Below are 21,110 nucleotides of genomic sequence, written 5' to 3'. Positions count from 1 at the left end.
AGGTGTTAAATGCACGTGTTTGTTCGGGTGTGACAAAAGCTTTGGAAATCCTAGCTTCAATCTGTATGATCTAACACCCAGATGTGCTTCACGATTAGTATTTTGCGATTAAAAAGCGGTTTCGCAAAATTTCGAGCCGATTATCCCATTAATACCCTCGTGATAGCAACTAAATTATTACTCAAATCAGTGATTAGGCAATGTCAGAAAAGTCCGGTTTAAAAGTTAGCTTTGTTACTATTACCGAAGACCAAGAAGGTCAACGTATAGATAACTTCTTGGTAACCTATCTAAAAGGCGTACCAAAGAGTGCGGTATATAAAATTTTGCGAAAGGGAGAAGTTCGCGTAAACAAAAAACGTGTCAAACCGGTTTATCGCCTTCAGCCAAATGATCTTGTTCGTATTCCGCCCATCAAAGTAGCTGAAAGAGACGAGTTTGTTCCGCGCAATTTAGATAAAATTTCAGCCCTAGAAGATGCCATTATATTTGAAGATAACTACTTGATAGTTATAAATAAGCCGTCAGGTATGGCGGTGCACGGCGGAAGTGGTTTAAGTTATGGGCTTATTGAAGCGTTGCGAGTATTAAGACCAGATGAGAAAAACTTGGAGTTAGTGCACCGTCTAGATAGAGATACATCAGGGTGTTTACTTATTTCCAAGCGCCGCTCAATCCTAAAAGGTCTTCATGAACAACTACGTGAAAAGACTATGGAAAAGAACTACTGGGCGTTGGTTACAGGACAGTGGGCTGCAAAAATAAAGAATGTTACCGAGCCACTACGAAAAAATACACTGCAATCGGGTGAGCGAGTGGTGCGCGTGGATGAACAGCAAGGCAAACCCTCTCACACACGTTTCAGAGTTTTAGAGCGTTTTAGCGATTGTACTTTAGTACAAGCATCACCTGTGACAGGACGTACGCATCAAATTCGTGTTCATACTCAGTGTAAAGGTCATCCCATAGCATGCGATGATAAGTATGGAGATCAAGTGTTTGACGCAAAAATGCGCAGTCGAGGTTTAGGCCGTTTATTTTTACATGCACATGATTTACGCTTTTTGCATCCAAAAACCGAAACCACATTACATGTTGAAGCGCCTTTGGATAAAGCATTGGAAAATTGCTTAAAAACATTAAGGGCAGAGTGAATGCGTTATAAGCTGGTAATTTTTGATTGGGACGGCACGGTGATGGACTCAGTGCCAAAAATAGTAAACACATTAAAGTTGGCGGCGGAAAGTGTTGGGGTTGCTATTCCTTGTGACGAAAAGGCGGCGGCGATAATAGGGTTATCTCTAGATACTGCAGTGGCAACTTTATTCCCCAATGATAAAAAATACTGGCCAGAACTTATCGACGCATATCAGCATCAATATATACACGGTGACAACACAGCAACTCCGTTGTTTAATTATGCCGAGCAATACATCCGCCATTTAAAGGCTAAAGGCGTGTTACTTGCTGTTGCGACAGGAAAAGGAAGAGCTGGGCTTACGCGTATGTTAGAGCAAACTAAATTAGGTGATTGCTTTATAACGACGCGCACAGCCGATGAAGCGCAATCAAAACCTAGTCCAGACATGATCCATCAAATTTTAGACGAGTTAAATATCGCTGTTGATGATGCGGTGATGATAGGTGATTCATTGCTGGATATGAAAATGGCTGAAAATGCAGGTATAGATGCAATTGCAATGAGTTGTGGTGCTGCCAGTGCTGAACAACTAACACAAAGTTGTGCACTGGCCGTTTGTCAAAACTACCTACAACTAGAGCGTACGCTGCAAACTCAGCACGTCGAAGCCGCGCTCTGCGAGTAATTGGTTAAGTCTGATCAAAGGGAGGCCGACCAAGCTGTTAGGGTCGTCTCCTACGAGCTTGTCGAACAAACAAATTCCCAGTCCTTCACTTTTAAAGCTACCTGCACATTGATAAGGCTGTTCACTATCACAATAGGCTTCAATTTGTTGCAATGACAGAGTTTTAAAATATACGGAGAATGGCTCAATAATTGTGTTTGCGGTGTTGTTTTCAATATCGAATACGCATAGCCCAGTTAAAAAGGTTACTTTATCAGAACTAAATGCGGTTAATTGTTTGATTGCATTCTCTCGAGTATGTGGCTTTCCCAGTATTTTACCGTTGTGCAAAGCCACTTGATCAGACCCTATCGCTAGTCCTTTAGAAAAATGCTGTTTTGCACTTTTGGCTTTTGCTTCGCTCAACCTCATAACAAGTTGCTCGGCTGATTCATTGGTAAATGGGGTTTCATCTATATCTGGAGAGAAACTCTCAAAAGGTAAGTTAAATTTTTTTAAAATTGACTGCCTATATGGTGAACTTGAGGCTAGAATAAGAGGGATTTCCATTGATACTCGCAGGTCGAATTAAATATGTTGCAAGGATAGGGCGCAATAACGCGAAAAACAAAGGAAAGTTTGATTTTTATTTTGACTAAGCCACTAACTATCTATATGATGCAGCCCCTATGCAAAAGGTGAAAATTCCCATCACCCTTGATCCTTGTAGAGCAGCTCAGCGTTGTCTAACTTATGACGGTGTTGTTCAGCTTGAAGAGCTTTCTCGTTTAGAGCAAGTTGTACAAGATCAATCAGGTGAAATAGCGGTAAACATTCATTGCAAAAATGATGAGCAAGGGTTAGTTGTTGTTAGCGGAACTATTCGCGCACACCTTACTGTTATTTGTCAGCGATGTAATGATGAATTAGGGTTGGATTTGGTACAAGACTTTGCTTATTCTCCAGTTGGATTAGGTTCAGAGTCAGATGATCTCCCCGATTGCTACGATGTGGTAGAACTAAATGAAGAAGGTGAAATCAATCTTCGTCAACTTATTGAAGACGAGCTGATTTTAGCGGTTCCTATAGTTCCAACGCACAACGAAGCATCATGCACTTATTCTGAGAAGCCTGCCAGCTTCGGAGAGATAGAGTCGCAAGAGAACAAACCAAATCCATTTGAAATTTTAAAACAACTTAAGAAAGATTCTTAGGAGAAGGCTAATGGCAGTACAAAAAAGCAAAAAGTCTCGCGCACGTCGTGGCATGCGTCGTTCACACGATGCAATCAGTGGACCAGCTTTAACTGTAGATCAAGTTTCAGGTGAGACTCACCGTCGTCACCACGTGACTGCAGATGGTTACTACAAAGGCGTTAAAGTAATTTCTAACTAAGAGATTGCTTTATGCTGACTCATCTAACCATAGCGTTAGATATGATGGGGGGCGATTACGGCCCCCGTTCATCTATCCCCGCAGCAATCGCTGCTGTAAATAAGCATCCCAATTTAATGCTACTCCTTTGTGGTAATGAAGCCGTTATCAACGAAGGGTTAAGCAAATTAGACTCTCTCAATCATCCTAGATTAATCATTAAACATTGCACAGAAGTTGTCACTAACAGCTGTGAACCTGCGCTTGCTTTAAGAAATAAAAAAGCATCTTCTATGCGTGTGGCATTGGATTTAGTGAAATCAGGTGAAGCCCAAGCTTGTGTTAGTGCAGGAAACACAGGGGCATTATTCTTCATGGCACATTATGTATTAAAAATGTTGCCGGGTATAAAAAGACCTGCGCTAATTTCTTCGGTTCCGACAGAAAAAAAACAACCCGTTTACCTACTAGACTTAGGCGCAAATGTACACTGTGATGCACAAACGCTGTTTGAGTTTGGCATTATGGGCTCAATCGTTGCAGGTCAAGCATTGGATATCGCAAAACCCAAAGTGTGCTTGCTTAATATTGGCTCTGAAGATATCAAGGGACATGAAGGTATTAAACAAGCGGCTGTTATGATGAAAGCGTCACCGCATATCAATTATCAAGGGTATTGTGAGGGGAGTGACATGTTTACCGGCAAAGCTGACGTTATAGTGTGTGAAGGGTTCGTTGGTAATGTTGCACTCAAAACCTGTGAAGGAATAGCTAAACTTATAATGTATAAATTTACAAAGGCGCTGAAAAAACATGCTTTTTACCGTTTGATAGCCTTTGTATTACGGCCAATAATAAAAAAACTATATAAAAGGGTGAACCCCGACCAGTATAACGGCGCAAGTTTGGTAGGATTGCGGGGCATTGTTGTGAAGAGCCATGGAAATGCTTCAAGTAAAGCATTTCTTGCAGCGATTGAGGAAGCCGCCCGAGAAGTTGAACGCCGCATTCCCGAGAAAATTCAAGCTACTTTTGAGCAGATTGCATCAAAATCAGAACATCCGCCATCGTCAATCAGCAAATAGTTAATTTGTTGTATAGAATATACGTGGCGTAACTATTACTAGAAGAGCACTATATGTCACAAAAAATTGCACTTTTATTTCCAGGCCAAGGGTCTCAAACCGTTGGCATGTTGTCAGAGCTATTAGAAACATCCGAAGTTGCAAAGCAAACATTTTCGGAGGCATCAGCAGCACTAGGGTACGATCTTGCTGCGTTGGTTTTGACAGGACCGGAAGAAGAGCTTAATCAAACCCACCGTACACAGCCTGCGCTATTGACTTCAAGTGTTGCTATTTACAGAGACTGGTTGCAAAACAACCAAGGTAAAGACGTTATCATGGCAGGTCACAGTTTAGGTGAATATTCAGCGTTGGTTTGTGCTGGTGTTATGTCTTTGAGCGATGCTGTCATCTTGGTTGAAAAACGTGGTCTATATATGCAAGAAGCAGTACCTGCAGGTGTGGGCTCAATGGCTGCAATCATTGGTCTTGAAGATCAAGCTATTGAACAAGCATGCGTAGAATCTGCGGGAGACCAAGTTGTTTCTCCGGTAAACTATAATTCACCAGGTCAAGTGGTGATAGCTGGTCATAAGGAAGCTGTTGAGCGTGCTTCTGAGGCTTGCAAAGCAGCAGGCGCAAAGCGTGCATTACCATTGGCAGTAAGTGTTCCTTCGCATTGCGCTCTTATGAAACCTGCAGCAGACAAGCTTGCAGCGGATTTGGCAAATCTGAATTTTAATGCCGCAGCATGTGATGTTATTAATAATGTCGATGTTACGGTAGCTAACTCAGAACAAGAAATTAAAGATGCACTAATTCGTCAGTTGTATAGCCCAGTGCGATGGACTGAGACAGTGCAATCATTAGCGAAACAAGGTATTGAGCAAGCATATGAATTTGGACCAGGGAAAGTGATCACTGGTTTAGTTAAGCGTATTGACAAATCTGTTGCCTGTAGTGCGGTCAACGACACAGCATCTATAGCGACAGCAAAATAACAAGAGAAGAATTAGGACGATGAGTAAATTATTTTCTTTAGAAGGTAAAGTAGTTTTAGTAACAGGCGCCAGTCGTGGTATTGGTAAAGCGGTTGCAAATGCATTAGTGGCACAAGGTGCAAAAGTAGCTGGTACTGCTACGAGTGAATCTGGTGCAGGAAAAATTAGTGAATACTTAGGAAGCAAGGGTAAAGGTTACGCTTTAAATGTTACCGATGTTGACTCGATTACAGATACATTGGCCGCGATTAAGGCTGATCTAGGTGATATCGATGTACTCGTAAACAATGCAGGTATCACCCGCGATAATTTACTCATGCGCATGAAAGACAGTGAGTGGGACGATATTATTGATACTAATTTGAGTTCAATATATCGACTTTCAAAGGCTGTGTTACGTCCTATGATGAAGAAAAAGTGTGGCCGCATTATTAATATTGGCTCAGTTGTAGGTACCATGGGTAATGCGGGTCAAGCTAATTATGCAGCTGCCAAAGCAGGTGTTATAGGTTTTTCTAAGTCTTTAGCACGTGAAGTAGCCTCTCGTGGTATTACAGTTAATGTTGTAGCTCCTGGTTTTATTCAAACAGATATGACCGATGAGTTAACAGACGAGCAAAAAGCGGCTACGCTAGCCAATGTACCTGCAGGACGTTTAGGGCAGCCTGAAGAGATTGCTGCGGCAGTATGTTATCTAGCTTCTGACGCTGCTGCGTACGTATCTGGTGAGACATTGCACGTAAATGGCGCGATGTACATGGTATAAAGTTGCAAAGATCACAATCAAGCATTTTAATTTTTTGTGATCTTGCTGCAAACTTACTTGAAATTGCTATGAAAATAAGCGATAAAAGTAGAAAATATTAGCTAAGAGGTTTGACCAGATAAAAATTTCTGAGCAAATCCTTGAATCACAGTATTATGCGCCGTAAACTACGCCGCAATCTGAAAATAACGCAAATGCGTTTTAATAAAGGAAAGAAGAATGAGCGATATTCAAGAACGCGTAAAAAAAATCATTATCGAGCAACTAGGTGTTAAAGAAGAAGAAGTAAAATCTGAAGCGTCTTTCGTAGACGATTTAGGTGCTGACTCTCTTGATACTGTTGAACTTGTAATGGCTCTTGAAGAAGAGTTCGATACTGAGATCCCTGACGAAGAAGCAGAGAAAATCACTACTGTTCAAGCAGCGATCGATTACGTTACTGCTCACGCTGAGTAATTAGCGGACACTCGGGGCAGCGCTCGCTGCCCTTAGTTTTTTTATCCCCTCATAAAATAATAATCCCTTTTTGGAGGAAACCGTGGCTAAACGTCGAGTCGTAGTAACTGGCTTGGGTATGTTGACGCCGCTGGGTAATGATGTAGCATCAACCTGGCAGGGCTTATTAGATGGCCGTAGTGGCATCGAAAACATCACTCACTTTGATACATCTTCTTTTTCAACCAAGTTTGCAGGCCTAGTCAACGACTTTGATGCCACCCAGTACATGGAAAAAAAAGAAACCAAAAAAATGGATTTATTTATCCAGTATGGTATCGCCGCTGGTGTACAGGCAATTAAAGATTCAGGTCTCGAAGTGACTGATGAAAATGCCCATCGAGTTGGCGTAGCTGTTGGCTCTGGGATTGGTGGTTTAACTTTGATTGAAGAAAACCACATCAAACTATTAAACAGTGGACCTCGAAAACTATCTCCTTTTTATGTGCCATCGACGATCATCAATATGATCTCAGGTCATTTGTCGATTATGCACAATCTACGTGGTCCAAACATTTCAATCGTAACGGCTTGTACAACAGGTTTGCATAATATTGGTCATGCAGCGCGTATGATTGCCTATGGCGATGCTGATGCTATGGTTGCTGGTGGTGCTGAGAAAGCATCTACACCGATAGGTATGGGCGGTTTTTGCGCAGCTCGTGCTTTGTCGTCGCGTAATGATGACCCGCAAGCTGCATCTCGTCCTTGGGATAAAGACCGTGATGGTTTTGTTTTGGCTGACGGTGCAGGTGTGATGGTACTCGAAGAGTACGAACATGCGAAAGCTCGCGGGGCTAAGATTTATGCTGAATTAGTCGGTTTTGGTATGAGCGGTGATGCTTATCACATGACATCTCCCCCAGAAAATGGTGCCGGTGCCGCGTTAGCAATGAAGAACGCATTGAACGATGCGGGAATAAATGCAGAGCAGGTCGGCTACATTAACGCGCACGGAACGTCTACTCACGCAGGTGATAAAGCGGAAACGCAAGCAGTAAAGTCAATTTTTAGCGATGCAGCTGGCAAGGTTATGGTGAGTTCGTCTAAATCTATGATGGGACACTTACTGGGAGCAGCAGGTTCCGTTGAATCTATTATCACTGCGCTTTCGTTGGTAAACCAGCAGGTAACACCAACCATAAACCTAGATAATCCAGATGAAGGGTGTGATCTAGATTATGTGCCTCATACAGCAAGGGACGCAAAACTTGAATATGCCTTGTGTAATTCGTTCGGGTTTGGTGGAACTAATGGCTCGTTGCTGTTTAAAAAGGTATAATGCTGTTTAGGCATAAAATGAAGAGCCTGGCATTGCCGGGCTTTTTTGTGGGTGACATATGGAAATTATTCAAGCGGATTCGATATCCATTTTAGACCGAGGTTTGCTCTACGGTGATGGCTTTTTTACCACAGCACAGGTTAAAGATGGGCAAATTTTGCTTTGGCAATTGCATAAAGAGCGCCTTAAAAACTGCCAACAGCGGTTACATTTTCCTGAGCTAAATTGGTCGCGCCTGGAAAGTACCTGTAAGAAAACATGTCATACAATGTCGCACTGCGTTTTAAAAATTATGGTAACGCGTGGCACAGGTGGCAGAGGCTACCTACCGCCAAATGATGCGCAACCAAGTGTTATCATTCAAACATCTGAGTTTCCTGCTCACTATAAAGCACTACAACAACGTGGGTTAAAGTTACAGTTCAGTGTTATAAAACTTGGACATCAGCCTTTGCTTGCTGGCTTAAAAACCCTTAATCGTTTAGAGCAGGTGCTTATAAAGCAAGATGCGAGCAAATACGACTGTGACGATGTGTTAGTCTGTGATATAGATGACCATGTGATAGAAACGTCTGTCGGAAACCTTATTGCCATTAAAGATGGTAAGGCATTTACGCCCAAATTAGACCGCTGTGGTATCGAAGGGGTTTATTTACAGCATTTGTCGACATTAAACCGCATTGAAAAAATATCCTTTCCAAAACAAATGCTCACTGATTTTGATGCCTTGCTTGTCTGCAACAGTTTACTTGAATGTGCGTTTGTCCATAGCATTGGTGATCACAAATTTAATCTAACTCTTGCACAACGGCTCAAAACTCAATTAGAGTCAGGGATGTTATGATTAAAAAAATTTCACTGATTTTAGTTTTGTTGCTAATGGTGACAAGTGCTTTGGTATATTATCAGTTTGCAGCCATACAAAAAGAAACTCTGAAAATAAACTCTGATTTATACGAAGTAAAATCTGGAGTCGGTTTTAACCGGCTTTGCAACGATTGGCAGCGCCAAGGGTTTATCCATTCATGTTTTAAGTATCAAGTTTATGCTAAGTTTGTCCCGCAGCTTTTCCATTTAAAGGCAGGTGTTTATGAACTACGCAATTTGCGTGTTTTAGATGCGATATCAAAAATTCATCGTGGTGAGCAAAAGCAGTTTAGTTTCACGATTATTGCCGGGGAGACATTTAACGATGTTTTGAGCAAGCTTAAAAGCAGTCCTTATATTGTTTTTTCAAATGATAAACAACAATTACTGGCACAGTTGCAAATAGACAGCGAACCTGAAGGGTGGTTGCTGCCAGAGACTTATCACTACGAAGCGTATACCAAGGCTTCTGCATTGCTTAAGCGGGCCAACATTAAAATGCAGCAGGTATTAGAGCAAGCATGGCAGCAACGAGCTGCTCCTTTACCTTTAGAAACACCATATCAAGCCTTAATATTAGCCTCGATCATCGAAAAAGAAACGGGCTACGCGCCTGAGCGCGCGACCATAGCGTCAGTTTTTGTGAATCGCTTGAATAAGAATATGCGCCTGCAAACTGATCCGACGGTTATTTATGGGCTAGGGCAAGAATTTGATGGTGATATAAAGCGTCGCGATTTAAGGCAATATACGCCTTATAATACATATAGAATTAAAGGTTTACCGCCAACTCCGATTGCTATGCCCTCCGCAGATGCAATTTATGCGGCAACGCAGCCTGCGCAAACACCTTATTATTATTTTGTATCAAAAGGTGACGGTCAGCATCACTTTTCAAAGAGCTTGCGAGAACATAATCAAGCGGTTCAAAAGTATATTTTAAAGAGAAACAATGACAGCTAAATTTATTGTAATTGAAGGCTTAGAAGGTGCCGGAAAGTCGACTGCGATGGCGATATGCAAGCAGTTTTTGCAACAGCACCACATTGACTTTGTACAAACCAGAGAGCCAGGTGGTACGCCATTGGCCGAGCAGTTACGCAATTTAATCAAACAGCAACATGAAGAGCGTGTCGCTAGTGAAACTGAACTATTGCTAATGTATGCAGCAAGAGCACAATTATTACATAACGTTATTCGACCAGCGCTAAAACAGGGTAAATGGGTGCTCGGTGATAGACACGACATGTCTTCACAAGCATATCAAGGTGGTGGCAGAGGTTTGGCACCTGATACACTTAATGCGTTATCGAAAATAGTGCTGCATGGACTTAGACCTGATCTGACTCTTTACTTAGATATCCCTCCTGCAATAGGGTTAGAACGAGCGAAGGGGCGTGGTGAATTAGACCGAATAGAGTTAGAAACATTAAGCTTTTTTGAGCGAACTAGAGCAAGATATTTACAGTTGGCACAACAAGATGAATGTTGTGTAGTGATCAATGCAGATCAGCCGATAGAAAAAGTTCACGCAGACATTTTAGTTGCGCTTGAGCAGTTTTATTTTCGGGTTAGCAGCTAATGTTTGCTTGGCATGACGCTATTTGGCAACAGCTGACACAGAGTCAACGGCAACATCGATTTCATCATGCACTGCTATTACATGGCTTAGTGGGCGTTGGCAAACAGGTACTTGCCACTGAACTGGCAGAAGCTTTGTTGTGTGAGCAGCATGAACTATTAACTTCGTGTGGTCAGTGTAAAAGCTGTGCATTGTTTAAAGCTAATACCCACCCTGATTTGATAAAGATAGCACCACAAGGCCAGAGTATATCGGTTGATGAAATAAGGGAGTTAGCCAGTTTTGTTCATCACTCTGCGCAGCAAAATGGTAATAAGGTTGCCATCATTGTAAATGCACACAAAATGACTCACTCGGCTGCCAATGCTCTACTGAAAACGCTTGAAGAGCCGAATGTCGGGCGCTACTTATTGTTGACGTGCGATGACATTAGCCAGTTGCCGGCAACCATCTTGAGTCGGTGCAATAAGATACAAGTTGTGGTGAACGATAGAAATTTAGCAAACGAGTGGATAAAAAAGCAGTTACCTAGCGACATCAATTATCCTTGGCTCATTGGTTTTATCGATCAACCGTTAAAAGTTCAACAGTGGTATTTAGATAATCAATTAGAACAGATTGATATGTTGTATAAATTTGCATGTGATGTAAAAGCAAGTCATAATTTCGAATCGGTACAGAGAATACTTAATGATTCTCCAGAGTTAGTTGATGTGTTGTGCCTGTTTATTCAACAATATCTCAAGGCTAGCTTGTTAGATGGGCTTGCGTTGCAAGTATATAATGAGGCCCAAAACGCACTTAATCAGTTTATGGCAGACAGTAAGCAAATTTTAGGTTTGAATCAGTCATTAGCGCTTAGTAAGTTGGTTAACACTCTAAAACGTTCAAGCAAATAGGATATCCAGTGCAAGAATTGCTAATAGACCTACAAGATTTAGATGAATTGTATCGCTGTTACATGGCAACCTTAAAGCAAGGCGGTTTATTTGTTAAAAGCAATGCGCGTTTTGAACTCGGGCAAAATGTTACTTTGCGCGTCACTTTGCCAGATGAGATTGAAGATCATCAAATTATTGGTAAAGTTGTCTGGATAACGCCACAAGGTGCGCAAAACTCAAATCCACCGGGGGCCGGGGTGAGTTTTGTTGAAGACCCAGATCAAGTTAACGACCGAATTATTAAGCAATTAGGTACCGCCCTAAATTCTGATAAACCCACCTACACCATGTAAGAGCAGTTATGATTGTAGATTCACATTGTCATTTAGATAGACTTGATTTTGATAAGCTTGGCCAGCAGTTACCAGAAGTATTAGCCGCAGCCCGAGCCAAACAAGTAGAGCACTTTTTATGTGTCAGCGTTACGCTGGACCAGTTTCCAGGTATGCTTGATGCGATTAGCCAGTATGATGATGTATCTGCATCGTGTGGCGTACATCCTCTGGACCAAAAAGATGTGTTAGACAAAGAGAGGCTGATCAAGCTGGCCAACCATCCTAAGGTCGTTGCAATCGGTGAAACAGGATTGGATTACTATTATTCACAAGATACGCATCAAGTTCAGCAAGACAGCTTTGTGGGCCATATTGACGTAGCGAATGAATTAAAAAAACCGCTCATTATTCACACTCGTGATGCCAAGGCCGATACCATTAATTTGATGAAATCACATAATGCGCAAAACTGTGGTGGCGTATTGCATTGCTTCACCGAAGACTGGGCAATGGCAAAACAAGCGTTAGACCTTGGCTTTTACATTTCGATTTCTGGCATTGTGACGTTCAAAAACGCAGTTGAACTAAAAGAGGTGGTTAAACAAATCCCTCTAGATAGGTTACTCATTGAAACAGATTCACCATATTTGGCGCCCGTGCCTCATCGGGGAAAAACAAATCAACCTGCTTACGTTCAGGACGTAGCCTATTATATTGCTGACTTAAAAGGCATAAGCTACAAAGCGCTTGCAACAGCGACCACTGATAATTTTTATAACTTATTTAGCTTGGCCCCTCGCTCGGATGCAGCAAACTAGCGCATTACCTCAATTGTTGCTTGGCCCAATGCTTCGCAGAGCGGAGCAGGGCCAAGTTTGTGTGCAGCTGGTTACCAGTTATCACAGTCGTCTTTGTATTGAGATAGAAGGCTATCACTGTAAAACAGAGCAAAAAACCTTCCGTTTGGGAACACATTGCTTTTTTCATCTTTTGCTCGTTCGACCAGTCTCAGGGCTATTTTCAGCCGATACCGCACTGAACTATCATCTATTGTCAGACAGTCAAGAGATTGATTTGAAAGACTATAAATATCCATCACAATCAAGTGCTCAATGCGTAATACCGCAACAATTACAACAGGTTTTACATGGTTCTTGCCGAAACCCGCATCACGCTAGTCGTGACAGCTTAGTAGCCGCGGATGCATTGCTAGAAAAATGTAAAAGTGAAGGGGAGCTAGAGCCAAGTTTATTGCTGATGTCTGGGGACCAAATCTACGCAGATGATGTGGCGGGTCCTATGTTGTTAGCGATAGAACAATTGATTGAGGTATTGGGGTTATATAAAGAGCAAGCTCATATTGCGCAGCTGCCAGAAGATATTCAACTGCAATTGTTTAATCGCCACCAATTTTTGCCAAAAACACCTTGGCAAGAGTGTTCCAAATACAGTTTTAGCTATTGGTTTAAACGAGGCGAAGCGCACTTTACAAGCTTAAGTGCCGGCAATCACTTAATTTATTTTCAAGAGTTTATAGCCTGTTACTTGCTTAATTTTAGTGCAGTGTGCTGGCAGGTAATTGATCGCGAGCAAATGGTGTATCAGGGTACAAATCCTAAATTTATTAAATCATTTGAAACTCAATCAAACGCAATTGATAATTTTGTTAAGGATTTACCTCACGCGCAGCGGCTATTTGCGAATATTCCTACGTTGATGATGTTTGACGATCATGACGTGACCGATGACTGGAATCTTACCGCTCGTTGGGAGCAAGCTATTGCTGCCCATAATAGTAGTCGTAGGATCATAAATAGCGGATTACTCAGCTATTGGTTGTTTCAGGGGCTTGGTAATGATGCTATGCACCATAGCGGTAGTTTATGTGCTGAGTTTGAACGTAGTTTGCAAGTGGATGTTTGGCAATTTAAGGCACTGGATAAAGCACTCAATCGTTTTTCAAATTGGCATTATTGTCTTGAAACAACACCCAAAGTGGTGGTGATGGACACCCGTACTCATCGTTGGCGGAATGAGCAAAACTTTAATGAGCCCAGCGGCTTATTAGATTGGGAAATGCTGATGGAGTTAGAGGACACTTTGTTGGATCACAAAGAAGTGATTTTAGTGTCTCCCGCGCCAGTGTTTGGTGTTAAGTCAATAGAAGCTATTCAATCAATTTTTAACTTTTGTGGTCAACCTTTGCTGGTGGATGTTGAGAACTGGATGGCACATGAGGGCTCTGCACGTAAGTTGCTGGAGATATTTAGACGCCCAGATACACCAAAAGAAACAATTATATTATCCGGGGATGTACACTATTCATTTTGTTTTTCAGTGCAAAGCCGATTTGGTAAACATCACAATCGGATCTGGCAGCTAACTGCCTCAGGTATCAAAAATGAGTTTCCGAAAAAGCTAATAAGCTTCTTGGATAAATTAGACTCAATATTTTATGCGCCGTGGAGCCCCCTCAATTACTTTACTAAGCGCTGGCATATGGAAGTGAACAAACACCCTGTGCAGTGTAACGCCAACAAACAGCCATATTTGGTCTCCGATAGTGCGATTAGTTTAATTACCTTAGAAAATGCAAAGCTTTCACGTTATCAGTTATTGCACCATGACGGTAGGGTACAAGAGTTCTCTCTAGAAACTGATTAGGGGAGTTGATCTTTGCTGTGTGTTTTTGCAGCTGTCATACGGGGATTTTGGCAAGGCAGAGCCTGCGCTGCATAGTTATTCTATGTAAGTCAGGCGATAACGTAGAAAAATACCCGGATGACGTTGCCCAAAGGCTTCCACTACGGCGTCATGTGCTACTAACATAGATCACTATGTGTCATAGCGTATTTCTGGTATTGAAAGCCTTTGATGTGAAAAAATCATACCTCAAAGATCAACACGCCCTAGTGTATTCATTTTTAAATTATACTGATAACAGCAAAAATTCGCTCAAAATACAAACTGTCATTGGCACTCTTTGCTATATTTATTTAAAGTCCTCAGCCTTATGTAGCCTATGCAATTTAAATGGTGTTTATACTTTGCATTAGTAGTCAATCTAGCTTATGCGGTTCCACAGTTTTCTGATACTGCACAAATAATGCGGCACTATGATTACAACAGCGGCTTGAGCCAAGTAACCGTAACTGCATTGGCGCAAGACCAACATGGATATATTTGGGTGGGTACTCAAGCTGGCTTGAATAGATTTGACGGGCATGAATTCATGCAATTTAAGCCAAAACAACAAGATAATAAAAGTCTTGCTGGTGGTTTTGTGACTGATTTATGTATCAGTGCTGATAAAGTTTGGATAGGCACACGTACGGGCCTGAGTGTTTATCATAGTACGCATGGACACTTCACTTCATTTTTATCTGAACAATACCCTGAGGTTGAATCAGACCGAGTTATTTCTTTGGATTGTAATGGTCCGAATGTCATTGTGTCTTTGGAAGACAATCATGTTTATCAAGTGAATCAGACATCTTTACAACCGAGCAAAATAAAATTGCCCGGCCGATTTATTCGTAATGTAATTGAGCGTAGTGATGCTTATTACTACATAAGCGAACAAGGTTTGATGAAGTATGTCAAGCAGTCTGATGAAGCCGTGTTATTACTTGGCGGCGAATATGAAAAAATGAGCTTCTCTGTACAACGCATCGTGCTTATTAGCAAAATGCAGCAATTAGTTAATTATGACACCCTATATGAGCGTGTACTGTGGTCTAGAAACTTCACCAGTGATACCAATATTACGTTACATAATGCTGTGGTCAATGCTGATGAAGTATTAGTCGCAACCAACAACGGTTTGTATCTTTTAGATAGGCAAGGGCAGTTGATAAATCACTGGTACAAGCGGAGCATGCAAGCCAATGGTTTATTAGATAATAACGTAATTACAGTGATGCGGGATACCAACCAAGATCTTTGGCTTGGTACAGAGACTCGAGGGTTACATTTTTTAAGTCAACTCAGCGAATCATTCGGTCACGTTAGTCAATATAATTACCCCCAATCACCATTATCTAGTTCTGATGTGCGTAGTTTTACGATAGATAAACAAAGTCGCCTTTGGTTTGGTACATCAAGTGGCTTATTTATATTTGACGGTCAAGGCTTTGAGGCAGCGTACAAGCTATATCCATCATTAGAATTGTTAGATAATAGCTTTATTACTCAAGTGGCGATTATAGACGAGCAACTATGGGTAACCACAAGAGGTAACGGTATCGTAAAATATGATTTTGTCAGCACACGGTTAGATCACCTTAGGCCTGATTTTGGTAATGGCCCGGAGCTGACGTTTAACAGCATGCTTAAGTTTAAAGGAGAGCTTTTAATTAGCTCACGTACCTCAGGGCTATTAAAGTATGTTGCTGACAAGAAGTCTTTGGAGCCATATTTTCATCCATCAATACAAGCACCTAGCCATGTTTCTTCGATGAGGAGTATAGCTGGTTCATTGTGGTTTGGCTCTATTGGCAATGGTTTATATCAGTTTAAAGATGGCAGGCTTCGTAACATAACCACTCAAGACGGCTTGATTTCAGATATCGTGTTTATGATCGAGCAAGATCAATATGAGAAAGTATGGATTGCCAGCGAACTAGGTATCTCTATTGTAAACAGCGAATTTGAAGTTGAGCGTACCATAAACCAAGATAGCGGCTTGGCGAATACTGCAATCTGGGCACTCGTTTACGATGGCTTTGACCATATGTGGGTGGGCAGCAGTGGTGGATTAAGCCAAGTAAGTACTGCTAATTATACAATCCATAACTTCTCACCAATTGACGGTATTCAAGACAATGAGTTTAATTATAATGCTGCATGGTTAGCGCCTGATGGGCGTGTGTTTGTTGGAGGAGCTAAAGGGTTTAATCAGTTTTATCCACAAAAAGTGAATATAGACAAAACTGAAAAAGCTTTACTTATCAGCCATATTGAGTTGTTAGGCAAACCTTTATTGCCTAGCCCAGATGGTCACCTGCGTACTTCCCCTGAACTGGCTCACGAGCTGCACCTCGCACATGATGAAAATATCGTGTCGTTGCAATATTCAAGCCTTGACTATGGCTCAGAGCAACAACAGTTTTATTATCGAGTACTTGGCTTGAGTAAAAAGTGGTTAAAGCTTGCCTCTGGCGTCAGGCAAGTGAATTTGTTGCGATTAGAACCTGGCGAATATGTAGTTGAGGCGTACACGCTAAATCGCTTTAATATTCGTTCACCAATCCACCGGTTTGTTATTAGTGTTGGTGCGCCGTGGTGGTGGAATTTATACTCAAAAGCACTCTATGCTTTGACTATTCTGTTGATAGCAATGTTGGTTATGCGGGCTAGACAAAAACGCTATCAACAGGTCATTCGTGCCAATAAAAAGATGCAAGACTTACAGCAGCGACTCGAATTATCGTTATGGGCCAGTGGCGACGAACTGTGGGATTGGCACATCACTCAAAGTACTATTTATCGCCACAGTGTATCGCCACGTGTCGACTATGGTATGACACAAACCCGGATGACTTTGGATGATATTGGACGATTTGTTCACCCTAATGACTGCATGTATCTAAAAGAAAAAGTTCAGACATGTATTAGTGGAGATGCACAAAGTTATGAAATTGCCATTCGTGTAAAAGACTTAGATGGTAATTGGGCGTGGGTGTTAGATAGAGGAAAAGTGGTAAAAAGAGATGAGGGTGGGCAAGCAATACGCATAGCGGGCGCGCTAAAAGACATTGCGCAACTCAAAGAACATGAAAATGCATTACAAACGCTCAATGAGCAGCTTGAAATAAAGGTCGCTATGCGTACTGACGAACTGTATAAAAAAAATCAAAAGCTTGAGCAAGCCATGATGGAACTCAAGCATACTCAAGATGAATTGATAGAAAGCGAGAAAATGGCGTCATTAGGCAGTTTGGTTGCAGGGATTGCACACGAGATCAATACACCTTTAGGTGTTGCACTGACCGCTTTGACATACAATGAAGAAAGTATGCAAAAAGTAGCGAAAAAATTAAAAAGTAAAACTCTAAGCCAAAAAGATTTAAACAAGTCACTTGAAGAGCAAGCGCAGGGCTATCAGCTCATATTCAGAAATCTCGACAGGGCGCAAAACTTAATTGGCAATTTCAAACAAGTAGCCGTTGACCAATCCAGTGAAGTTTGCCGCAAAATCAACTTGAAATCATACGTGAAAGACATCTTCACATCGCTGGAGCCGTTAATTAAAGGCAAGAATATTGACCTACAAATTGTGGGTGGTGAAGATTTTGAACTGACCACCTATGCTGGCGCAATTTATCAAATATTAACTAACCTACTTAATAACTCTGTTATCCATGGCTTTGAAAATCAAGCTTCGGGTATTGTGATTGTTGCGTTGCGGCACGATGAGCAGTTTTGGTACGTCAACTATCAAGATAACGGTGTGGGTATGTCTGGTGAAATGCTGAAGACTATTTTCGACCCATTTGTTACATCAAAGCGCAGCCAAGGGGGGTGTGGATTAGGGATGCACATTGTTTACAACTTAGTGACGCAGCTTTTAAAAGGCGAGATCCGTTGCTTTTCTAAGCCTGGCGAGGGAATGGAAGTTAACATTAAGGTGCCAATCCAGATTGCTGAAATAGAAGATTGACACCTTATTGAAGTTAGTACTGGTAACTTATATGTTGGAAAAACCTAACATTAACGTCTTGTTTCTCCGGATTAATATGTAACTTATCAGTAAAAGCATAAATAGCGCTCTCTACGCTATTCATAAAACGTCCGTAACCCATGTCTTTTTTGTTTGATGCATGTGCAACGATAACAAAATTCATGGTATCCACTAGTTTGTTACTTTCCCAAATCGACGCTGTTTGCACTTTATCACTCTCAGTATCGAAGCTTAGTTTTTGCAGTTCGCTATTGGCACTGTTTTTGTCAATTTGGCTGTTTCTGACCAATGGCAAGCGACCATCGGCAACAAACGCACATAGCGACAGCTGTTTGTCTGCACAGCTAGACAAAAAAGCATCTTCAATTGCTCGATAAAATAGGCTGTAGTCACCTTGTTTTATGAGGTGCTGATACTCTGTTTTAAGAGCGCGAGTCACAGGTAAACTGAAGGTAGCGTAAGTCATTTCCGAGTGTGTTTCAGGTAGTTGGCAATTTCTAGCTTGATATCGAGGGTACAAACTTCTTAATTTGTAGCCGTAGCTTTCTTTGTTACCTTTTGCTTTAGCAAAAATATCGTAAGTGAGGTGTTGATGATCTCTGACTCTTAAGTCATCGGCAGCAATATTTTTATTGGTTTCAAGTAGTGCGTCTAGCGTGCGCTTAACTTTAGAGTGAAAGTTTGCCGCGTTAGCGCGAATATCACTACCTGTGGCTAAAAATAGTAATGAGATCTTACGTGCCTTAACATCTTCATCCCAGTATGATTTGTGGGCTTCATGATATTTAGGATTGTAAAAGAACAGCATTTGCTTGGGGGTTTGTAAGCAGTATGATTCCTCATGAAAACGTACGATAGGCAGCTTATCATTAGCTATCATATGAACATTGTGAAGTTCATACTCGTCACATAGTGCAAATAACTGACGAGACAAGCGCTCGTAACAGCTTTGCAGGTTATCAAAGCAAGCATAAAACTGCTCAGTTGGTTTAAATTCTGCGAGGATATACTGATTGTTTCGCGCGTTAGTTGGAATGTACACGCGATTGAGTGTCATAGAAGCCATATATTGTTGTCCTTGGATTACATCACTTTATGTGCGCAACTATACAACGGTTTTGTTGCTTTTTTATTGCGATAGAACAAAAAGTGTCATGAAATTTTAAAGTGAGTCACCTTATATTGGTCGCAATTAAAGAATTATTCTTCGTAGAGCAGGATTTGCTGTAAGTTCTAGCTGGATTTTGTAATAATGCCGAAGTTATTCAGTGCTAATTTCAGAGGAATGCATGCCCATGGCGGAAACAGAAAATCGCCCAACAAATTTTATTAGAACAATTATCGATGCTGATTTGGCTAGCGGTAAGCACCAGCAAACGCATACACGTTTTCCACCTGAGCCAAATGGTTTTTTACACATCGGCCATGCTAAATCAATCTGCCTAAATTTTGGTATTGCACAAGATTACCAAGGTCTTTGTAATTTACGTTTTGATGATACAAACCCAGAAAAAGAAGATATCAATTACGTTAAATCAATCCAAGAAGACGTAAATTGGCTAGGTTTCAAATGGGACGGTGAAATTTGTTACTCGTCAAACTACTTTGATAAATTGCACGATTATGCGGTTGAGTTAATTGAAAAGGGTTTAGCCTACGTTTGTTTCTTATCACCAGAGCAGGCTCGCGAATACCGTGGTACATTGACTGAACCTGGTAAAAATAGCCCTTACAGAGACACACCCGCGCAAGAGAACTTAGCGCTATTTGCAAAAATGCGAAATGGTGAGTTTAAAGAAGGTGAGTGCGTATTACGTGCCAAGATAGATATGGCTAGTTCATTTATGGTGTTGCGTGATCCGATCATTTATCGTATTCGTTTTGCGCATCATCACCAAACGGGTGACAAGTGGTGTATTTATCCAATGTACGATTTTACCCACTGTATTTCAGATGCGCTTGAAGGTATCACACACTCACTGTGTACGCTTGAGTTCCAAGACAACCGTCGTTTATATGATTGGGTGTTAGATAATATTAGTATCGAGTGTCATCCACAACAGATTGAGTTTTCGCGTCTTAACTTAGAATATACGGTGATGTCGAAGCGTAAGCTTAACGATTTGGTTGTTAATGGTTACGTAGAAGGGTGGGATGACCCACGTATGCCTACGATTGCTGGTTTACGTCGTCGTGGTTATACGCCAGCGTCAATTCGAGAATTCTGTAAGCGTATCGGTATTACAAAGCAAGATAACATGGTTGAAATGGGCATGTTAGAAGCGTGTATCCGTGATGATTTAAATGAAAGCGCACCACGCGCAATGGCAGTACTTGACCCACTAAAAGTTGTGATTGAAAACTTTGATGAAGGGAAAGTAGAGAAGCTTGTCGCACCAAATCACCCAACGGATGAATCGATGGGTACGCGCGAGCTGCCATTTACTAAAGAGCTATACATTGAGCGTGAAGACTTCCGCGTTGAAGCAAACAAGAAGTTCAAACGGTTAGTATTAGGTAAAGAAGTGCGCTTGCGTAATGCCTATGTTATTAAAGCTGAACGTTTTGATGAAGATGCAGATGGAAATATCACAACTATCTACTGCTCGTATGATGAAGAGACACTAGGTAAAAATCCAAGCGATGGCCGTAAAGTGAAAGGCGTTATTCATTGGGTGAGCGCGACACACTGTGTTGAAGCACAAGTTCGCCAGTACGACCGTCTGTTTAACGTACCAAATCCAGCTGCTGCTGAAGATTTTACGCAAACGCTCAACTCAGAGTCTCTAGTGGTCATTGAATCGGCAAAACTAGAGCCATCACTTGCACAAGCGGGTGCTGAGCAGGGCTTCCAGTTTGAGCGTATGGGCTATTATTGTAGAGATAACAAAGCTAGCGAGTTGGTATTTAACCAAACGGTAGGTTTGAGAGATTCTTGGGCAAAAATAGAGAACGCTTAAGCACAAAACTATAAAA

20 protein-coding genes are annotated in these 21,110 nt (G+C 41.5%); 18 read left to right on the top strand and 2 right to left on the bottom strand.

Features of this window, described 5'->3' with window-relative positions; genetic code table 11:
- Positions 1 to 200 precede the first annotated feature (200 nt).
- Both rluC and HG263_RS02725 read left to right on the top strand, forming a co-directional pair.
- A complete protein-coding gene (rluC, locus tag HG263_RS02730) occupies positions 201 to 1,154 on the top strand; it encodes a 23S rRNA pseudouridine(955/2504/2580) synthase RluC (protein WP_171624534.1) in 954 nt (317 codons plus the stop codon).
- Positions 1,155 to 1,826, top strand: coding sequence for an HAD-IA family hydrolase (locus HG263_RS02725; protein WP_171624533.1), 672 nt, complete (start codon positions 1,155 to 1,157; stop codon positions 1,824 to 1,826).
- Here HG263_RS02725 and HG263_RS02720 read toward each other — a convergent pair.
- Positions 1,776 to 2,375: a Maf family protein gene (locus HG263_RS02720; RefSeq protein WP_171624532.1), complete on the bottom strand. Its 600-nt coding sequence runs from the start codon at positions 2,373 to 2,375 to the stop codon at positions 1,776 to 1,778. The genes HG263_RS02725 and HG263_RS02720 overlap by 51 nt on opposite strands.
- A 119-nt stretch (positions 2,376 to 2,494) precedes the next feature.
- Here HG263_RS02720 and yceD point away from each other — a divergent pair, with 119 nt between their 5' ends.
- From yceD to HG263_RS02645, 15 genes are all read left to right on the top strand, one after another.
- A complete protein-coding gene (gene yceD / locus HG263_RS02715) occupies positions 2,495 to 3,019 on the top strand; it encodes a 23S rRNA accumulation protein YceD (protein WP_171624531.1) in 525 nt (174 codons plus the stop codon).
- 10 nt (positions 3,020 to 3,029) lie between these two features.
- A complete protein-coding gene (rpmF, locus tag HG263_RS02710; protein WP_070985127.1) occupies positions 3,030 to 3,200 on the top strand; it encodes a 50S ribosomal protein L32 in 171 nt (56 codons plus the stop codon).
- An 11-nt stretch (positions 3,201 to 3,211) separates the two neighbouring features.
- The gene (gene plsX / locus HG263_RS02705) at positions 3,212 to 4,264 is read left to right on the top strand and encodes a phosphate acyltransferase PlsX (RefSeq protein WP_171624530.1); all 1,053 of its coding nucleotides are present in this window, start codon (positions 3,212 to 3,214) and stop codon (positions 4,262 to 4,264) included.
- 53 nt (positions 4,265 to 4,317) lie between these two features.
- Positions 4,318 to 5,244 carry an ACP S-malonyltransferase gene (gene fabD, locus HG263_RS02700; RefSeq protein WP_171624529.1) on the top strand — a complete coding sequence of 309 codons (927 nt, stop codon included), beginning with the start codon at positions 4,318 to 4,320 and terminating at the stop codon, positions 5,242 to 5,244.
- A gap of 19 nt (positions 5,245 to 5,263) precedes the next feature.
- Positions 5,264 to 6,010 (top strand): 3-oxoacyl-ACP reductase FabG, encoded by a 747-nt coding sequence (gene fabG, locus HG263_RS02695; protein ID WP_171624528.1) that lies wholly within the window; start codon positions 5,264 to 5,266, stop codon positions 6,008 to 6,010.
- Between the two features lie 219 nt (positions 6,011 to 6,229).
- Entirely contained in the window at positions 6,230 to 6,466 is a 237-nt protein-coding gene (gene acpP, locus HG263_RS02690; RefSeq protein WP_070985135.1) for an acyl carrier protein, read from the top strand.
- Positions 6,467 to 6,548: 82 nt separating this feature from the next.
- Positions 6,549 to 7,787 carry a beta-ketoacyl-ACP synthase II gene (gene fabF, locus HG263_RS02685; protein ID WP_171624527.1) on the top strand — a complete coding sequence of 413 codons (1,239 nt, stop codon included), beginning with the start codon at positions 6,549 to 6,551 and terminating at the stop codon, positions 7,785 to 7,787.
- Positions 7,788 to 7,845: 58 nt separating this feature from the next.
- Positions 7,846 to 8,631, top strand: coding sequence for an aminodeoxychorismate lyase (gene pabC, locus HG263_RS02680; RefSeq protein WP_171624526.1), 786 nt, complete (start codon positions 7,846 to 7,848; stop codon positions 8,629 to 8,631).
- A complete protein-coding gene (mltG, locus tag HG263_RS02675) occupies positions 8,631 to 9,617 on the top strand; it encodes an endolytic transglycosylase MltG (protein ID WP_171624903.1) in 987 nt (328 codons plus the stop codon). Before pabC ends, mltG begins: the two co-directional genes overlap by 1 nt.
- Positions 9,607 to 10,236 carry a dTMP kinase gene (gene tmk / locus HG263_RS02670; RefSeq protein ID WP_171624525.1) on the top strand — a complete coding sequence of 210 codons (630 nt, stop codon included), beginning with the start codon at positions 9,607 to 9,609 and terminating at the stop codon, positions 10,234 to 10,236. The genes mltG and tmk overlap by 11 nt, the downstream gene beginning before the upstream one ends.
- Positions 10,236 to 11,135: a DNA polymerase III subunit delta' gene (holB, locus tag HG263_RS02665; RefSeq protein ID WP_171624524.1), complete on the top strand. Its 900-nt coding sequence runs from the start codon at positions 10,236 to 10,238 to the stop codon at positions 11,133 to 11,135. Before tmk ends, holB begins: the two co-directional genes overlap by 1 nt.
- Positions 11,136 to 11,143: 8 nt before the next feature.
- Complete coding sequence (locus tag HG263_RS02660) at positions 11,144 to 11,470, top strand: PilZ domain-containing protein (protein WP_171624523.1); 327 nt, start codon at positions 11,144 to 11,146, stop codon at positions 11,468 to 11,470.
- An 8-nt stretch (positions 11,471 to 11,478) separates the two neighbouring features.
- Entirely contained in the window at positions 11,479 to 12,270 is a 792-nt protein-coding gene (locus HG263_RS02655) for a TatD family hydrolase (protein WP_171624522.1), read from the top strand.
- Positions 12,257 to 14,116, top strand: a complete 1,860-nt coding sequence (locus tag HG263_RS02650) for a metallophosphoesterase family protein (RefSeq protein WP_171624521.1) — start codon at positions 12,257 to 12,259, stop codon at positions 14,114 to 14,116. Before HG263_RS02655 ends, HG263_RS02650 begins: the two co-directional genes overlap by 14 nt.
- Before the next feature lie 358 nt (positions 14,117 to 14,474).
- A complete protein-coding gene (locus tag HG263_RS02645; protein WP_171624520.1) occupies positions 14,475 to 18,113 on the top strand; it encodes a sensor histidine kinase in 3,639 nt (1,212 codons plus the stop codon).
- A 13-nt stretch (positions 18,114 to 18,126) separates the two neighbouring features.
- On the opposite strand, the gene HG263_RS02640 is transcribed toward HG263_RS02645, so the two are convergent.
- Entirely contained in the window at positions 18,127 to 19,200 is a 1,074-nt protein-coding gene (locus HG263_RS02640) for a DUF3083 family protein (RefSeq protein WP_171624519.1), read from the bottom strand.
- Positions 19,201 to 19,429: 229 nt separating this feature from the next.
- Between HG263_RS02640 and glnS the strand changes: the two genes are divergently transcribed.
- A complete protein-coding gene (gene glnS / locus HG263_RS02635) occupies positions 19,430 to 21,094 on the top strand; it encodes a glutamine--tRNA ligase (RefSeq protein ID WP_171624518.1) in 1,665 nt (554 codons plus the stop codon).
- The last annotated feature ends 16 nt before the right edge of the window (positions 21,095 to 21,110 follow it).

The sequence above is a fragment of the Pseudoalteromonas caenipelagi genome, from assembly GCF_013140855.1.
Taxonomy (GTDB): Bacteria; Pseudomonadota; Gammaproteobacteria; order Enterobacterales; family Alteromonadaceae; genus Pseudoalteromonas; species Pseudoalteromonas caenipelagi.
This window is presented reverse-complemented; position numbering and strand designations above follow the sequence as displayed.

What these genes read in the sequence shown, in the direction of transcription:
- plsX (WP_171624530.1), top strand. Translation starts at nt 3,212, where the DNA reads ATGCTGACTCATCTAACCATAGCGTTAGATATGATGGGGGGCGATTAC.
- rluC (WP_171624534.1), top strand. Translation starts at nt 201, where the DNA reads ATGTCAGAAAAGTCCGGTTTAAAAGTTAGCTTTGTTACTATTACCGAA.
- acpP (WP_070985135.1), top strand. Translation starts at nt 6,230, where the DNA reads ATGAGCGATATTCAAGAACGCGTAAAAAAAATCATTATCGAGCAACTA.
- HG263_RS02640 (WP_171624519.1), bottom strand. Translation starts at nt 19,200, where the DNA reads ATGGCTTCTATGACACTCAATCGCGTGTACATTCCAACTAACGCGCGA.
- HG263_RS02655 (WP_171624522.1), top strand. Translation starts at nt 11,479, where the DNA reads ATGATTGTAGATTCACATTGTCATTTAGATAGACTTGATTTTGATAAG.
- rpmF (WP_070985127.1), top strand. Translation starts at nt 3,030, where the DNA reads ATGGCAGTACAAAAAAGCAAAAAGTCTCGCGCACGTCGTGGCATGCGT.
- holB (WP_171624524.1), top strand. Translation starts at nt 10,236, where the DNA reads ATGTTTGCTTGGCATGACGCTATTTGGCAACAGCTGACACAGAGTCAA.
- fabG (WP_171624528.1), top strand. Translation starts at nt 5,264, where the DNA reads ATGAGTAAATTATTTTCTTTAGAAGGTAAAGTAGTTTTAGTAACAGGC.
- fabD (WP_171624529.1), top strand. Translation starts at nt 4,318, where the DNA reads ATGTCACAAAAAATTGCACTTTTATTTCCAGGCCAAGGGTCTCAAACC.
- HG263_RS02645 (WP_171624520.1), top strand. Translation starts at nt 14,475, where the DNA reads ATGCAATTTAAATGGTGTTTATACTTTGCATTAGTAGTCAATCTAGCT.
- yceD (WP_171624531.1), top strand. Translation starts at nt 2,495, where the DNA reads ATGCAAAAGGTGAAAATTCCCATCACCCTTGATCCTTGTAGAGCAGCT.
- glnS (WP_171624518.1), top strand. Translation starts at nt 19,430, where the DNA reads ATGGCGGAAACAGAAAATCGCCCAACAAATTTTATTAGAACAATTATC.
- HG263_RS02725 (WP_171624533.1), top strand. Translation starts at nt 1,155, where the DNA reads ATGCGTTATAAGCTGGTAATTTTTGATTGGGACGGCACGGTGATGGAC.
- tmk (WP_171624525.1), top strand. Translation starts at nt 9,607, where the DNA reads ATGACAGCTAAATTTATTGTAATTGAAGGCTTAGAAGGTGCCGGAAAG.
- pabC (WP_171624526.1), top strand. Translation starts at nt 7,846, where the DNA reads ATGGAAATTATTCAAGCGGATTCGATATCCATTTTAGACCGAGGTTTG.
- HG263_RS02650 (WP_171624521.1), top strand. Translation starts at nt 12,257, where the DNA reads ATGCAGCAAACTAGCGCATTACCTCAATTGTTGCTTGGCCCAATGCTT.
- HG263_RS02720 (WP_171624532.1), bottom strand. Translation starts at nt 2,375, where the DNA reads ATGGAAATCCCTCTTATTCTAGCCTCAAGTTCACCATATAGGCAGTCA.